The sequence below is a fragment of the Curtobacterium sp. NPDC087080 genome (assembly GCF_044745105.1).
Classification (GTDB): domain Bacteria; phylum Actinomycetota; class Actinomycetes; order Actinomycetales; family Microbacteriaceae; genus Curtobacterium.
The window spans coordinates 491,643-505,873 of record NZ_JBIUZP010000002.1 but is presented as its reverse complement, the minus strand read 5'-3'; the positions used below and the strand labels follow the sequence as shown (position 1 = coordinate 505,873).

Sequence of the window (14,231 nt, the reverse complement as noted above, 5' to 3'; positions counted from 1 at the left end):
GTCACCAGCCGGGAGGAACGGGGCGCGTCCGACGGACGCGCCCCGTTCCGCGTCCGGTCGCCCCCACCGCCCGTGACACGATGGACCGGTGACCACCGACGCCATCGCCTCCTCGTTCGCCCAGTACGTCACCGAGTCCCCCACCGCGTTCCACGCGGCCGCGGTCGCGCGGGACCAGCTCGTCGCAGCGGGGTTCACCGAGCTGTCGGAGCTCGACGCCTGGCCGACCGAGGCGGGCGCCTACGTCGTCGTCCGTGACGGCGCGGTCATCGCCTGGCGTCTGCCGGAGTCGGCGACGCCCACCACCCCCTTCCGGATCCTCGGTGCGCACACCGACTCCCCCGGCTTCCGCATCAAGCCGAACCCGGCCGTGCGCGTGGGCGGCTGGGAGCAGCTCAACGTCGAGGTCTACGGCGGCGCGCTCCTGTCGACCTGGTTCGACCGTGACCTCCGCATCGCCGGCCGCGTGGTCGACGCCGACGGCTCGGTCCGCCTCGTGTCGACCGACGCGGTCGCCCGGATCCCGAACCTCGCGATCCACCTCGACCGCGGGGTGAACGACGGCAAGGAGATCGACCGACAGCGCCACACCCTGCCGGTCGTCGGCACGGACGGCACCACCGGCGGCACCGACGTGCTCGCATGGCTGCGCGGACGGCTCGGGGACGACGCGGTGTCGTGGGACCTCTTCCTCGCGGACACGCAGGCCCCGGCACGGATCGGCATCGACCGGGAGTTCCTGGCGTCCGGCCGGATGGACAACCTGACGAGCGTGCACGCCGGGCTCCGCGGGATCGTCGACGCACCGGCCGACGGCGACCACGTCCCGGTGTTCGCGGCGTTCGACCACGAGGAGATCGGCTCGTCGACCCCGTCGGGTGCCGGCGGACCGTTCCTCGAGGACGTCCTCGGCCGCGTGCAGGAGGGACTCGGGGCCACCCGGTCCGAGGCTGCTCGCGCGTTCCGAGCCTCGTGGCTGCTGTCGAGCGACGCCGGGCACCTCGTGCACCCGAACCAGCCCGAGAAGCACGACCCGACCAACCGCCCGCGTCCGGGAGGCGGGCCGCTCCTGAAGATCAGTGCGAACCAGCGCTACATGACCGAGGCGAAGGGCGAGGCCGTCTGGGCTGCCGCGTGCGACGCCGCCGGGGTGTCCTGGCAGCCGTTCGTCAACGTGAACACGATCCCGGGCGGCTCGACGATCGGCCCGATCGCGGCGACCCGACTGGGCATCCCGACGATCGACATCGGCGTGGGCCTGCTGTCGATGCACTCGGTGCGCGAGCTCGTGCACGTCGACGACCTCGCGGCACTGCACGGTGCCGTCGCCGCCTTCCTGGCCGGCTGACCGACCCGGTCGGGCGCCTGCGGGTCAGGCGCCCGACTGCTGCATCAGCACCTGCACGAAGCCCGGGTCCTGGAACATCACCACGGCGAACGCGACCAGGCTGATCAGCGACGCCACGGCCCCGCCGAGCAGCGGGACCCAGAACGTCCACCGTCGGGCAGCCAGCCGACGCAGGGACCACCACGCGACGAGGGCGAACACGACGACGTTGGCGATGGCTCCGACGACCGCGGCGGTCGACAGTGCCGCGGGGTCGGAGAGCTGCAGGCCCTGCTGTTCGAACGCCCTGCGAACGGCGGAGGCGACGTCACGCACGGCGAGCGCCTGCACGACCGAGAGCAGACCGAACGCGAGCAGGGCGACGCTCACCACGAAGTCGAACTGCGACGCGCCGAAGCGGCTCGACAGCGCCGCCGGTCGTTCCCGCCCGCTCGCCGGACCCCGGGAGGGAGCAGCTCCACGGTTGCTGCGGGCGCCCGTCGGACGGTCCTGCCCGGCTGCACCCCGGCCGGCCGGCGTCCCCGCGGCCGCGCGGTCGCGCTCCTCGGCCTCGCGGCGTTGCCGGTCGAGTCGTTCCTGCTCGGCCAGGACCGGGTTGACCCAGCCCTCCGGGGCGTACTCGCCGTACTCGGGTGCCGGCGTGCCGTGGACCCGGCCGTCCCGCCGGGCGGCTGCCGGTGCGGCGGACGCGGGGCGGGCCTCCCGGCCGAGCGCGGTCTCGTCGACGTGGCCCGGCTCGCGGGCCGGTGCCGACGACCAGTCGCCGCTCACGAGCGACGCCCGCCGAGGGCGCGGGTGGGGTTGCCCGAGGCGTCCGTGCGGAGCTCCTTGGGGAGCGAGAACATGAGGTCCTCGTGCGCGGTGACGACCTCTTCCACGGTGCCGTAGCCGGCGTCCGCGAGCTGCTCGAGCACCTCGGTGACGAGTTCCTCGGGTACCGAGGCGCCGCTGGTGACGCCCACCGTGCGGACACCGTCGAGCCAGTCCTGACGGATCTCCTCGGCGTAGTCGACGCGGTGCGCGGCGGCCGCGCCGTACTCGAGGGCGACGTCGACGAGCCGCACGCTGTTCGACGAGTTCGCCGAGCCGACCACGATGACGAGGTCCGCCGCGGGGGCGACCTTCTTCACCGCGACCTGGCGGTTCTGCGTGGCGTAGCAGATGTCGTCCGACGGCGGGTTCTCGATCGACGGGAACCGCTCGCGGAGCAGCCGGACCGTCTCCATCGTCTCGTCGACGCTCAGCGTGGTCTGCGACAGCCAGACGAGGTTGTCGGGGTCGGGGACCTCGAGCGCGGCGACGTCCGCGGGGCCGTTCACCAGGATCGTGCGCTCGGGGGCGTGCCCCATGGTGCCCTCGACCTCCTCGTGCCCGGCGTGACCGATGAGGACGATCGTGCGGTCCGCCTTCGCGAAGCGGGTGGCCTCGCGGTGGACCTTCGTGACGAGGGGGCAGGTCGCGTCGATCGCGTGCAGGTCACGCTCCGCGGCACGAGCCACGACGGCGGGTGAGACGCCGTGCGCGCTGAAGACGACGTGCGCGCCGCGCGGGACCTCGGCGACGTCGTCGACGAACACCGCGCCGCGCTGCTCGAGGGTGGAGACGACGTGGACGTTGTGGACGATCTGCTTCCGCACGTAGACCGGCTCGCCGTACTGCTCGAGCGCCTTCTCGACGGCGACCACGGCGCGGTCGACGCCCGCGCAGTACCCGCGGGGGGCCGCGAGCAGGACCTTCTTCGTGCCGGCGACCGGCTCGTCCCGCAGTCGGCCGCGCGCTGCGTGCACCCGGGGCGGGGCGAGCGGGACCGTGCGGCCGTTGGTGATCGTCACGCCCCCGATGATAGGTGCCGGGCACGCGCGGGGCCTGGGTGCGGTGTCGTCACCGGCGCGCGGCGGGGCAGGCCTGCAGCAGCGCGGGTCGGCGCTGTCGTCGGCATGCGGCACGATGGGGGCATGGCGATCGAACAGGGCCCGCCGACGGCCGACAACCCGTGGCCCGTCGCCCTGCTCGGAGCGAAGCTCCGCGACTGGATCGACCGGCTCGGCACCGCCTGGGTCGAGGGCGAGATCACGCAGTGGAACGTCGCCGGAGGCAACGTCTACGGCAAGCTCAAGGACGTCGAGGTCGACGCGACCGTGTCGTTCTCGATCTGGTCGAGCGTGCGCTCCCGGGTGCCGGCGGACCTGGGGCAGGGTGCCCGGGTCGTCGCGGCCGTCAAGCCGAACTACTGGGTCAAGGGCGGCTCGCTCACCATGCAGGTGGTCGAGATGAAGCACGTCGGGCTCGGTGACCTGCTCGAACGGCTCGAGCGACTCCGACGAACCCTGGCCGAAGAGGGGCTGTTCGACCCGTCCCGCAAGAAGCGCCTGCCGTTCCTGCCGCACCGCATCGGGCTCATCACGGGCAAGGACTCCGACGCTGAGAAGGACGTCAAGCGGAACGCGCAGCTGCGCTGGCCGCAGGTCGAGTTCCGCACGGTGCACACGGCGGTCCAGGGCGAGCGCGCCGTCGGCGAGGTCACCGCGGCGATCGTCGAGCTCGACGCCGACCCGACGGTCGACGTCATCATCGTCGCCCGGGGCGGCGGCGACTTCCAGAACCTGCTCGGCTTCAGCGACGAGGGGCTCGTCCGGACCGCGGCCGCCGCCACCACTCCGATCGTGTCCGCGATCGGGCACGAGGCCGACCGGCCGATCCTCGACGAGGTCGCCGACCTGCGCGCCTCGACCCCGACGGACGCCGCGAAGCGCGTGGTGCCCGACGTCGCCGAGGAGCTCGCGAACGTACGGCAGGCACGGGCCCGGCTCGGACTGCGCCTCTCGCACACCCTGTCGGTCGAGGCCGATCGGATCGCGGCACTCCGGTCCCGTCCGGCCCTCGCGTCGACCGCATGGCTCGTGGACACCCGGGCAGAGGAGGTCGCGCGCGACCTGTCCCGTGCCCGCGAGCTGCTGGACCGACGGCTCGAACGCTCGCACAGCGACGTCGGGCACCTGACCGGACGCCTGCGGGCACTCTCGCCGCGCGACACCCTGCGACGCGGGTACGCGATCGTGCAGCGGACGGACGGCGGCGTCGTGCGCGGCACCGAGGACCTCGACGGCGCGACCCCGGTGCACGTCACGCTCGGTGCCGGCACCGCGACGGGCACGCTCGAGCCGGAGGGTCCCGGGCCGGACGGTTCGGGGGCGTAGCCCGTTCTCCACGGCCTCGGCCGCGGGTGCGCCACGTCGGAGGGCGCTCGGTAGGATCGGGGTGTGTCATCCCAGCAGGAACCCGTGCCGTCCGACGTGCAGTCGCTGAGCTACGAGGCAGCGCGCGACGAACTCGTGCGCGTCGTCGGTGAGCTGGAGCAGGGGTCCGCGACGCTCGAGCGTTCGCTCGCGCTCTGGGAACGCGGCGAAGCCCTCGCGGCTCGATGCGAGGAGTGGCTCGTCGGTGCACGGGCCCGGCTGGACGCCGCCCGTGCCGCATCGACCGGTGCGGACACCGCCGACCACGACGGGGCAGCACGGTGACCGACCGCGAGGGGCGTCCCGTCGTCGCCGAGCTCGGCCGCCCGGAGACCCCGGAGGAGACCTGGGCCCGGAAGGACGCCGCGCGCCGCACCCGACGCGAGCACCAGACCGCGTTCAACCTCGTCCTCGCGCTCATCGCCTCGCTCGGCATCGTCCTCTTCCTGGTCGCCGTCGTGGTCCGGCCCGACCAGACCGTCGACCGCTCGGTCGACTACCAGCAGGTCGCCGCCGGCGCGGACGTGCCCGGCGTGACGCTCGCGGCACCGGACCTGCCCGACGGCTTCACCTCGAACCGCGCCGACTTCCAGGACAAGACCTCGGACGGCGTCCGGGTCTGGACCGTCGGCCTCGTCACCCCGGACCGTCAGTACATCGGTCTGCAGCAGGGCCTCGACGCGAACGCGTCCTGGGTGGCGAACCAGCTCGACCAGAAGCCGTCCACCGGTGACCGCACCATCGACGGCACGAAGTGGACCGTGTACGACCGCCGTGACGAGGGCAAGGACGCCGGCAACCACGCGTACTCGCTCGTCCACACCTTCGGCGACAGCACGATCGTCCTGTCCGGCACCGCCGACGACTCGTCGTTCACGACCGTCGCGAAGGCCGTGACCGAGCAGTTCGCGAACTGACCCCACCCGACCGAACCCGAAGCACGAGGAAGACCATGCCCGACCGCGCCGCATCCACCCCGTCCGACGCCCTCCGCCTGCTCGTCGAGGGCAACGCCCGCTTCGCCGCCGACAAGCGCCGCACCGGTCGGATCGACCCGGACCGTCGCGGCGAGCTCACCGGGTCGCAGGCGCCGTTCGCGACCGTGCTCGGGTGCTCCGACTCCCGCGTGCCGTTCGAGCACGTGTTCGACGCCGGGATCGGCGACCTGTTCGCCATCCGCAACGCCGGTCAGATCGTCGACGACGTCGTGCTCGGCTCGATCGAGTTCGCGGTCGTCGCCCTCGGCACTCCGCTCGTCGTCGTCCTCCGACACACCGCGTGCGGGGCCGTCGCCGCAGCGCGCTCGGGTGAGCCCGTCCCCGCCCCGCACCTGCAGTCGCTCGTCGACGCGATCGCGCCGAGCGTCGAGCGGGTCCGCGCGACCGATGCCGAGCTCCCGCAGGAGGCCGTCGGCGCCGCCCACCTCGAGGCCACGCTCCGCCAGGTGATCGAACGCTCCGGGGTCGTCTCCGACGCGATCGCCGAGGGCCGGCTCGCCGTCGTCGGCGCGACCTACGACCTGGAGACCGGCGAGGTCTCCGTCGACACCGTCGTCGGCGAGGCCTGACCGGCACCGACGACGGCCGTCCCGACACCGACGGGGCACCACGACCGCACCGACGCGACCGCGCCGGCGCACCACAGGAAGGACCACGACGACGTGACCGACACCACCGCGACCACAGCCACGAACGGCAGCCCCGAGGGCGAGTACCGCATCGAGCACGACACGATGGGCGAGGTCCGGGTCCCGGCATCGGCCCTGTACCGTGCCCAGACCCAGCGCGCCGTCGAGAACTTCCCGATCTCGGGCAGCGGTCTCGAGCCGGCGCAGATCGTCGCCCTCGCCCGGATCAAGCGGGCCGCGGCGGTCGTCAACGGTTCCCTCGGCATCGTCGACCCGGCCGTCGCCGACGCGATCGCGCAGGCTGCGGACACGATCATCGGCGGCGACCACCACGACCAGTTCCCGGTGGACGTCTACCAGACCGGCAGCGGCACCTCGTCGAACATGAACATGAACGAGGTCCTGGCGACCCTGGCGACGCGCATCGCCGGCACGGACGTCCACCCCAACGACCACGTGAACGCGTCGCAGTCATCGAACGACGTCTTCCCGACCTCCGTGCACGTCGCCGTGACCGAGGCCCTCATCCGCACGCTCGTCCCCGCGCTCGAGCACCTGGCGGAGTCCCTCGAGGCCAAGGCCACGCTCTGGGCCGACGCGGTGAAGTCCGGGCGCACCCACCTGATGGACGCCACCCCGGTCACCCTCGGCCAGGAGTTCGGCGGCTACGCCCGGCAGGTCCGCCTCGGCATCGAGCGCGTGCAGGCCACGCTCCCCCGCGTCGCCGAGGTCCCGCTCGGCGGCACCGCGGTCGGCACCGGCATCAACACACCGAAGGGCTTCCCGCAGCAGGTCATCGCCCGTCTGGCCTCGGACACCGGCCTGCCGATCACCGAGGCGCTCGACCACTTCGAGGCCCAGGGCGCCCGTGACGCACTGGTCGAGGCGTCGGGTGCCCTCAAGGTCATCGCGGTCAGCCTGACGAAGATCAACAACGACCTGCGCTGGATGGGCTCGGGTCCGAACACGGGTCTCGGCGAACTGCACATCCCCGACCTGCAGCCCGGCTCGTCGATCATGCCCGGCAAGGTCAACCCGGTCATCCCCGAGGCGACCCTGATGGTCGCGGCCCGGGTCATCGGCAACGACGCGACCGTCGCCTGGGCAGGCGCCTCGGGTTCCTTCGAGCTCAACGTCGCGATCCCGGTGATGGGCACGGCGCTGCTCGAGTCGATCCGCCTGCTCGCGAACAGCTCGCGGGTGCTGGCCGACAAGACCGTCGACGGGCTGCAGGCGAACCTCGAGCGTGCGCGCGCCTTCGCCGAGTCGTCGCCGTCGATCGTCACGCCGCTCAACCGCGTCATCGGGTACGAGGCCGCCGCCAAGGTCGCCAAGTACGCCGTCGCCGAGGGCATCACGGTGCGCGAGGCCGTGGTCGCCCTGGGCCACGTCGAACGCGGCGAGGTCACCGAGGAGCAGCTGGACAGCGCGCTCGACGTGCTGTCGATGACGCACCCGAGCTGACGGACGCCGCCCACTGACGGGAGGCGCGGTGCCGGCTGGCACCGCGCCTCCCGTCCGTCGTGCTGGTCGCCCCGAGACTCGCGCCCAGCGACAGTTCTCGGGCCGCCGAGCGCGAGAACTGTCGCTCAGAACGAGACTCGGCCCGGCGCCAGCCCCGCGCTACCCGAGGTCGGGCGAGTCGAGCAGCTCGGTCACGAGCGCCGCGATCGCGGACCGCTCCGAGCGGGTCAGCGTCACGTGCGCGAACAGCGGGTGCCCCTTCAGCCGCTCGATCACCGAGGCGACCCCGTCGTGCCGGCCGACCCGCAGGTTGTCCCGCTGTGCGACGTCGTGCGTCAGGACGACCCGCGAGTTCTGCCCGATGCGCGACAGCATCGTGAGCAGGACGTTCCGCTCGAGGGACTGCGCCTCGTCCACGATCACGAACGCGTCGTGCAGGGAGCGTCCGCGGATGTGCGTCAGCGGCAGGACCTCGAGCATCCCGCGCTCGACCACCTCGTCGAGGACGTTGTCGGACACCAGTGCGCCGAGGGTGTCGAACACCGCCTGCGCCCACGGGTTCATCTTCTCGGAGGCGTCACCGGGCAGGTACCCGAGCTCCTGCCCGCCCACGGCGTAGAGCGGCCGGAACACCATGATCTTCTTGTGCTGCTGCCGTTCGAGCACGGCCTCGAGCCCGGCGCACAGCGCGAGCGCGGACTTGCCCGTGCCGGCGCTGCCGCCGAGGGACACGATGCCGATCTCCGGGTCGAGCAGGGCGTCGATCGCGAGCCGCTGCTCCGCGGAGCGGCCGCGCAGGCCGAACACCTCGCGGTCGCCGCGGACGAGCGACACCTCGCCGGCCTCGTGCACCCGTCCGAGGGCCGACCCGCGCTCCGAGTGGATGACGACACCGGTGTTGACGGGCACACCGTCGAGCGTCGAGGTCCGGATCTCCTCGCGCTCGTACAGGTCGCTCATCTGCTCGCCGGAGACCTGCAGGTCGGTGATGCCCGTGTAGCCGGAGTCGACGGCGAGCTCGGCGCGGTACTCCTCGGCGGCCATGCCGATCGACGAGGCCTTGACCCGCAGCGGCAGGTCCTTCGACACGACGACGACGTCGAGCCCGTCGTTCGCCAGGTTCGACGCGACTGCGAGGATCCGCGAGTCGTTGTCACCGAGCTGCAGCCCCGACGGCAGCACGGACTGGTTCGAGTGGTTCAGCTCGACGCGGAACGATCCACCGCCGTCGAGTGCGACGGGGAAGTCGAGTCGCTCGTGCTCGACGCGCAGTTCGTCGAGCAGCCGGAGTGCCTGCCGTGCGAAGTACCCGATCTCCGGGTCGTTGCGCTTGGACTCCAGCTCGCTGACGACGACCACGGGCAGCACCACGGCGTGCTCGGCGAAGCGGAACAGGGCCCGCGGATCGCTGAGGAGCACCGAGGTGTCGAGCACGTACGTGCGTTGGGCGACCGGTGTGGACGAGTCCGCGGTGGTCCGCTGGGCGGCTTCGCGAGAGACGTTACGAGAGGTCACGACCACTCCATCCCCGGGCCGCACTCGGCCCGGTCACTGTCCTCGACGCGGCCGGAGAGCGGTCCCGAAGCACCGTTGCCTGGCCGCTTCGACCGGGCACTGTGCCCGGTGGGGCCAAGCTACGACCGGCCCCTGACAGGCGTGTCGCGACACGCGGTTCCGCAGGTTACGGTCGCGTGAACGCGCACCGCGGCGGCCTCAGACGATGGGTCCGAGTCTCGCGCTCACCGACACTTCTCGGGCCTCCGGCCACGGGATCCGTCGCTCAGCCCGAGTCTCGCCGCGCCGCGCGCAGCGCGCTACTGCATCGTGGCGTAGGAGAGGCAGGCGTCGCGGAACATGTCGAGCGTCGCGTCCGTGGTGGAGGCGAAGACCGACACCCGTGCGACACCGAGCCGCGTCGTCGCGGTGACCCCGTGGTTGTGCAGCGCGGCGGACAGCGCGGTGAGCCGACCCTGCGGCGGTCGCAGCACGACGATGCCGGCGCGCTCCCGCGGGTCTCGGCTCGACTCGACCGACAGACCGAACTCGTCGGCGATGTCGAGCACCCGCTCCACGCGATCGGCCACACGTTCCTGCACGGCCCCGACCCCGACGGACACGAGCCGCTCGAGCGACACGGCCATCCGTGCCTGGGCGACCGGGTCGACGCGCGTCATCTGGTAGCCCGCGGCACCCGGCTTCACCGACGGCACCTCGGTCGGCCAGCCGGTCGTGCCGTGCGGTCCGGACAGTGCCGGACGCAGGCGGTTCAGGGCCCGGTCGCTGAACGCGACGAAGCCCGTGCCCCACCCGGCGTGCAGCCACTTCTGCCCACCGGTGGCGACGACGTCGGCGACCTCGTACGGGGCGTCGACGACCCCGAAGCCCTGGATGGCGTCGACGATCAGCAGGCGGTCGCCGATGACCTCCCGGATCGCGGCGAGGTCGGCGAGGTACCCGGTCTGCCAGTCGACGAGGGACACGGCGACCGCGGTGACGTCGTCGGTCAGGCGCTCCTGGACGAGCGACGGGGTCATCCAGCCGGCGCCGGACTCGATCACGACGGGCTGCACACGGCCGCCGGTGGCCGAGGCCGCGCTCGCCAGGGCGAGCGGCAGCGACGGGTACTCGTCAGCAGCGACCAGGACGCCACCGGTCAGGCCGAACGCGGTGTGCAGCAGACCCGGGGTCGTGGCGGTCTGCGAGACGACCTGGTCCTCGCGGCGACCGACGAGCCGGGCGGCGACGGTGCGCACCCGGGCGTCCTGCTCGTCGAGGGTCTCCACGGCGCCGAAGCGCATGCGCTCCTGGATCGTGCCGAGCACGCGCTGCTCCTCGAGCACGGCGGTCTGCACCGGCCCGAAGGCAGCGTGGTCGAGGTAGCCGGACTCCTCGTCGAAGCCCGCCGTGTACTCGGCGATGTTCACAGGCGCAACCTTCCGTGGGACGAAAACCCTGTGAGCCTACTGGGACCGACCCGGCCCGAGCGAACCTGGGCCGCGGGACGCACTCGCAGCGGCACACGGAGTGACCCGCGACCAGCGGCCGAGGCGACCGAGCGGAGGGCGGTCAGCCGCCGAAGCGACGGGAGCGCAGCCCGAAGTCGCGGACGGCCCGCAGGAAGTCGACCTCGCGCAGGTCCGGGTAGAAGGCCTCGACGAAGTAGAACTCGCTGTGCGCGCTCTGCCACAGCATGAAGTCCGAGAGTCGCTGCTCCCCCGAGGTGCGGATCACCAGGTCCGGGTCGGGCTGGCCCTGCGTGTAGAGGTGGTCGCCGATGAGCTCGGGCGTCAGCACCTCGGCCAGAGTGTCGAGGGTGCCGCCGCCCTCACCGTGCGCGCGCACGATGCTCCGCATGGCGTCGGCGATCTCCCGTCGGCCGCCGTAGCCCACCGCGAGGTTGACGTGCAGGCCGGAGTGGGCCGCGCTGAGGGCCTCGGCGTCCGCGAGCGCCCCGAGGAGCCCCGCGGGCAGTCCCTCGTCGGAGCCGACGTGCTGCACACGCCAGTCACGGTGCCCGGCGAGCGTCCCGGCGAGGTCGCCGATGATCCCGACGAGCTGCTCGAGCTCCTCGCCGCCGCGTCCGGTCAGGTTGTCGGCGGACAGCAGGTAGAGCGTCACGACCTCGATGCCGAGGTCGTCGCACCAGTCGAGGAACTCGGGGATCTTCGCGGCGCCTGCGCGGTGCCCGTGGGCGGCCGACTCGAGGCCGAGCTGCTTCGCCCAGCGACGGTTGCCGTCCACGATCATCGCGACGTGCTTCGGTATCGCCTGACCGTCGATCTGTCGGCGGATACGGCGCTGGTAGGCACGGTAGAGGACGCCGCGCCCTGCCCATCCCACCCTGCCGGTCACGCCACGACTGTAGTGCACCGCGGCCTCGACCGTGCCGAGGTGTGCACTCCCTGCTGCCGTTCGGCCTGGGGCCCTACTGTCACCCCATGCAGGACGAGACCGACACGCTCCCCCACGTCCCGTTCACCGAGGAAGCAGCCACCACCGAGGCACCCCGCCCTGCCTGGCGTGGGTGGATCCACCTCGGCACGTTCCCGTTCGCCATCGCGATGGGCATCGTGCTCATCACCCTGGCCGACAGCGGGGCGGCGAAGGCCGGCAGCGCCGTGTTCATGGCGACGTCGCTCCTGATGTTCGGCGTCTCCGCGACCTACCACCGCTTCCCGTGGGGTCCGACGGTGAAGAAGGTCCTCAAGCGGATCGACCACACGAACATCCTGCTGCTGATCGCCGGCACCTACACGCCCATCGCGATCTGCGCGCTGCCGCACACGCTCATGGTCGTCGTGCTCTGGGTGATGTGGACCGGCGCCGCGCTCGGCATCGCCTTCCGCGTGCTGTGGATCGGCGCACCGCGCTGGCTGTACGTGCCGATCTACCTGGTGCTCGGGTGCGCCGCGCTCGGCCTGCTCCCGCAGTTCTTCGCCGCGAGCGTCCCGATGACGGTCCTCGTGCTCTCCGGTGGGCTGGCGTACATCCTCGGCGCACTGGTCTATGGGTTCAAGCGGCCCGACCCCGCCCCGACCGTGTTCGGCTTCCACGAGGTCTTCCACGCCCTGACCGTCGTCGCGTTCGCCGCGCAGTGGGTCGGCGTGCTCATCGTGGCCCTCGACCCGGTGCGCTGACCGCCGCCGCCGCCGGCGGCTGCACCGGTCGGTGCGGGTGACCGCAGACGGACGGGAGGCCCGTGGCACGCTCGCCACGGGCCTCCCGTCCGTCTGCTGGTCGCGTCGCGGCCGCGACGCTGCTGCTGTCGTCGCGGCTGCTGTCGTCGCCGCGGTCAGCCGCGTTCGGTGTCGTCGCCGACGTCGCTCCGGCCGTCCTCGCCGATGCGGCGCGACGGCTCGTCCGTCGCCGCACCCTCGCCCGCGTCGGACTCGAGCCGCTGGCGGATCTCCGCGCGGTAACGGGTCCGGCGGATGCGTCGGGTCATGTCGACCACGAGCAGGATCGTCACGACCGCGACGACCGCGATCGCGACGAAGCCGGCGACCCCGGGGGTGACGTCGACGTCGGGCACGACCGACGGGCTCGGGCTGGGGGCGGCGGCGATGGCCGTCAGGATGGTGCTCACGCGGTGGTGTCCTCGTCGTCAGGGAGCCCCGCGAACAGGTCGGACTCCGGCAGGTCGGTGGGCACGCGTGCCTCGACGAGCTGGTAGTCCTCGGTGGGCCACACCGTCGCGAGGAGGTCGTTCGGCCAGGAGAAGAAGAAGCTGTCCGGCGGCACCTGGCTCGCGTGCGCGTGCAGGGCGGCGTCGCGGGCGTCGAAGTAGGCGCTGACGTCGACGTGCGACGTCGCGAGGTCGGGCCGGTCGGCGAACCGCTCGACCCACTCGCGGAGCTGCTCGACCGCTGGGCTGTCCGGGTCGCGCTCGCGCAGTGCCTCGTGGATCGTGCGGAAGCGGCGGGGGTTCATGGTGCGCTCGTAGTAGAGCTTGCTGACCGCCCACGGCTCCCCCGCTGCCGGGTACTTCGTCGGGTCGGCGGCGTCACGCCACGCGGCCACCGAGACCTCGTGCGTACGGATGTGGTCGGGGTGCGGGTACCCGCCGTTCTCGTCGTAGGTCACGAGCACGTGCGGGCGGAAGCGGCGGACCACGCGGACGAGCGCCTCGGTCGAGTACTCGAGCGGCACCGTCGAGAACGTGCCCGGACGGACCGTCTCGCCCTTCTCGGCGTCCGGCAGCCCTGAGTCGTGGTACCCGAGCCACACGTGGTCGATCCCGAGCGCTGCCTGCGCCGCGGCCATCTCCGACCGGCGGTAGCCCGCCATGTCACGGTGCGCGCGGCTCGTCGCGGGCTCGCCGAGCTGGTCGTTGAGGACGTCCCCGGCCTCGCCACCCGTGCACGAGACGACCATCACCTGGTGTCCCTCGGCGACGTACCGGGCGGAGGTCCCGGCGCCCTTGCTCGACTCGTCGTCGGGGTGGGCGTGGACGGCCAGCAGGCGGAACGGCACGAGGATCCTCACGGGTGCGGGTCGAGCGGGGCGCGCACGCGTCGACCGCGGGCGTGCGGGGAGCGCACAGCGGGGCGTGAACTACCCTGGGACCAGGATAATCACCCCAGGAGCCCCGAACTGTCCGAACCGCTGCACCCCACCGCCACCGCTGCGACCGCCGCGCCCGGCACGGCCGCGTCGCTGGACGATCGGTACGGGCGCACGCCGGAGCGTCGGCGCCGCGGCAGGCTGTTCGGGATCGTCGCAGCGATCGCCGTCGTGCTCGTGTTCGTCGCGTGGGTCGTCTGGGCCGGGCTCGACCAGGAGTCGCACGGGCTCGACAACACCGAGCTCGGCTACACCGTCGTCTCCGACCACCGCACGGTCGTGCACTCGCAGGTGTCGGCCGACCCGGGCACCGAGGTCCGCTGCGCCGTGCAGGTGCTCGACAAGTCGTACTCGATCGTCGGGTGGAAGGAGGTGACGCTGCCGGCCTCCGAGCAGCGCACCCGCTCGATCTCGACCGAGGTGAACACCACGACCCGCGGCGTGACCGGCTTGATCCACGACTGCTGGGTTCCCTAGACTCGACTGATTCGCG

15 protein-coding genes are annotated in these 14,231 nt (G+C 72.5%); 8 read left to right on the top strand and 7 right to left on the bottom strand.

All coding sequences use genetic code 11. The features are described from left to right. The first annotated feature begins 88 nt into the window (after positions 1-88). Entirely contained in the window at positions 89-1,348 is a 1,260-nt protein-coding gene (locus ACIPEQ_RS06580) for a M18 family aminopeptidase (RefSeq protein WP_402714557.1), read from the top strand. Between the two features lie 24 nt (positions 1,349-1,372). On the opposite strand, the gene ACIPEQ_RS06575 is transcribed toward ACIPEQ_RS06580, so the two are convergent. After that, positions 1,373-2,119, bottom strand: a complete 747-nt coding sequence (locus ACIPEQ_RS06575) for a DUF6264 family protein (RefSeq protein ID WP_402714556.1) — start codon at positions 2,117-2,119, stop codon at positions 1,373-1,375. After that, positions 2,116-3,180, bottom strand: coding sequence for a 4-hydroxy-3-methylbut-2-enyl diphosphate reductase (locus ACIPEQ_RS06570; protein ID WP_402714555.1), 1,065 nt, complete (start codon positions 3,178-3,180; stop codon positions 2,116-2,118). The genes ACIPEQ_RS06575 and ACIPEQ_RS06570 overlap by 4 nt, the downstream gene beginning before the upstream one ends. A 123-nt stretch (positions 3,181-3,303) precedes the next feature. Between ACIPEQ_RS06570 and xseA the strand changes: the two genes are divergently transcribed. The 5 genes from xseA (at position 3,304) to ACIPEQ_RS06545 (ending at position 7,675) form a co-directional block, all read left to right on the top strand. Then, positions 3,304-4,545 carry an exodeoxyribonuclease VII large subunit gene (gene xseA, locus ACIPEQ_RS06565; protein WP_284445493.1) on the top strand — a complete coding sequence of 414 codons (1,242 nt, stop codon included), beginning with the start codon at positions 3,304-3,306 and terminating at the stop codon, positions 4,543-4,545. 63 nt (positions 4,546-4,608) lie between these two features. Continuing rightward, the gene (locus tag ACIPEQ_RS06560; protein WP_126890830.1) at positions 4,609-4,869 is read left to right on the top strand and encodes an exodeoxyribonuclease VII small subunit; all 261 of its coding nucleotides are present in this window, start codon (positions 4,609-4,611) and stop codon (positions 4,867-4,869) included. Further along, on the top strand, positions 4,866-5,501 hold the full coding sequence (locus ACIPEQ_RS06555) for a DUF4245 domain-containing protein (RefSeq protein ID WP_402714554.1): 636 nt from the start codon (positions 4,866-4,868) through the stop codon (positions 5,499-5,501). The genes ACIPEQ_RS06560 and ACIPEQ_RS06555 overlap by 4 nt, the downstream gene beginning before the upstream one ends. A gap of 35 nt (positions 5,502-5,536) precedes the next feature. After that, positions 5,537-6,151 carry a carbonic anhydrase gene (locus ACIPEQ_RS06550; protein ID WP_402714553.1) on the top strand — a complete coding sequence of 205 codons (615 nt, stop codon included), beginning with the start codon at positions 5,537-5,539 and terminating at the stop codon, positions 6,149-6,151. Positions 6,152-6,244: 93 nt separating this feature from the next. Continuing rightward, positions 6,245-7,675: a class II fumarate hydratase gene (locus ACIPEQ_RS06545; RefSeq protein ID WP_402714552.1), complete on the top strand. Its 1,431-nt coding sequence runs from the start codon at positions 6,245-6,247 to the stop codon at positions 7,673-7,675. 159 nt (positions 7,676-7,834) lie between these two features. Here the strand turns inward: ACIPEQ_RS06545 and ACIPEQ_RS06540 are convergent, their stop codons facing one another. The 3 genes from ACIPEQ_RS06540 to ACIPEQ_RS06530 form a co-directional block, all read right to left on the bottom strand. Continuing rightward, complete coding sequence (locus ACIPEQ_RS06540; RefSeq protein WP_402714551.1) at positions 7,835-9,190, bottom strand: PhoH family protein; 1,356 nt, start codon at positions 9,188-9,190, stop codon at positions 7,835-7,837. A gap of 299 nt (positions 9,191-9,489) precedes the next feature. Beyond that, entirely contained in the window at positions 9,490-10,599 is a 1,110-nt protein-coding gene (locus ACIPEQ_RS06535) for an aminotransferase class V-fold PLP-dependent enzyme (RefSeq protein ID WP_402714550.1), read from the bottom strand. A 142-nt stretch (positions 10,600-10,741) separates the two neighbouring features. Further along, positions 10,742-11,527: an isoprenyl transferase gene (locus ACIPEQ_RS06530; protein ID WP_238638099.1), complete on the bottom strand. Its 786-nt coding sequence runs from the start codon at positions 11,525-11,527 to the stop codon at positions 10,742-10,744. An 86-nt stretch (positions 11,528-11,613) separates the two neighbouring features. Here ACIPEQ_RS06530 and ACIPEQ_RS06525 point away from each other — a divergent pair, with 86 nt between their 5' ends. After that, positions 11,614-12,312, top strand: coding sequence for a hemolysin III family protein (locus ACIPEQ_RS06525; protein WP_402714549.1), 699 nt, complete (start codon positions 11,614-11,616; stop codon positions 12,310-12,312). Positions 12,313-12,467: 155 nt separating this feature from the next. Here the strand turns inward: ACIPEQ_RS06525 and ACIPEQ_RS06520 are convergent, their stop codons facing one another. Together ACIPEQ_RS06520 and mca are read right to left on the bottom strand one after the other, a co-directional pair. Further along, positions 12,468-12,761, bottom strand: a complete 294-nt coding sequence (locus tag ACIPEQ_RS06520) for a hypothetical protein (protein ID WP_402714548.1) — start codon at positions 12,759-12,761, stop codon at positions 12,468-12,470. Further along, positions 12,758-13,648, bottom strand: coding sequence for a mycothiol conjugate amidase Mca (mca, locus tag ACIPEQ_RS06515; protein ID WP_402714547.1), 891 nt, complete (start codon positions 13,646-13,648; stop codon positions 12,758-12,760). The genes ACIPEQ_RS06520 and mca overlap by 4 nt, the downstream gene beginning before the upstream one ends. On the opposite strand from mca, the gene ACIPEQ_RS06510 reads away from it, so the two are divergent. Beyond that, positions 13,556-14,215, top strand: a complete 660-nt coding sequence (locus ACIPEQ_RS06510; protein ID WP_402714546.1) for a DUF4307 domain-containing protein — start codon at positions 13,556-13,558, stop codon at positions 14,213-14,215. The genes mca and ACIPEQ_RS06510 overlap by 93 nt on opposite strands. Positions 14,216-14,231: the final 16 nt, after the last annotated feature.